Annotated in this window: 1 protein-coding gene; it reads left to right on the top strand. The window is 49.0% G+C overall.

Annotation, left to right across the window (positions count from 1 at the left end; genetic code table 11):
• A partial coding sequence (locus AAEZ03_RS26285; protein ID WP_350582690.1) for a metallophosphoesterase occupies positions 1-357 on the top strand: 357 nt, incomplete at both ends.

Below are 357 nucleotides of genomic sequence, written 5' to 3'. Positions count from 1 at the left end.
AACAAGCATTGAATGAAGATATCCGCTGTGACTTGATCGTGGTGACTGGCGACTTAGTCAATCAAGTACGGCCCGCTATTTACGACCATATTTTTGAAGTGTTGCAAGCGACCAATATCCCTTTTGCCTGTATTGCGGGCAATCATGATGTCACTGATGAGATCGGTTGCGATTTACCGTTTTTTCAGCGCGAACTCGTCGCCCAGCCGACCGATGCGCGTTTGCTCAGCCGACACGTTATTGAGACGGAGCACTGGCAATTACTATTACTGGATTCCTCTATTTCTGGCAAGGTGGCAGGAGAGGTGACCGCGACCGATATCGACTGGTTGTGTAGGCAGCTGCAAGGATGTAATA

It is taken from the genome of Pseudomonas sp. HY2-MNA-CIBAN-0224 (assembly GCF_040310285.1).
GTDB lineage: Bacteria > Pseudomonadota > Gammaproteobacteria > Pseudomonadales > Pseudomonadaceae > Aquipseudomonas > Aquipseudomonas helleri.
Note: the sequence above shows the minus strand (reverse complement) of the source record. Positions and strands in the feature narration are given on the sequence as shown.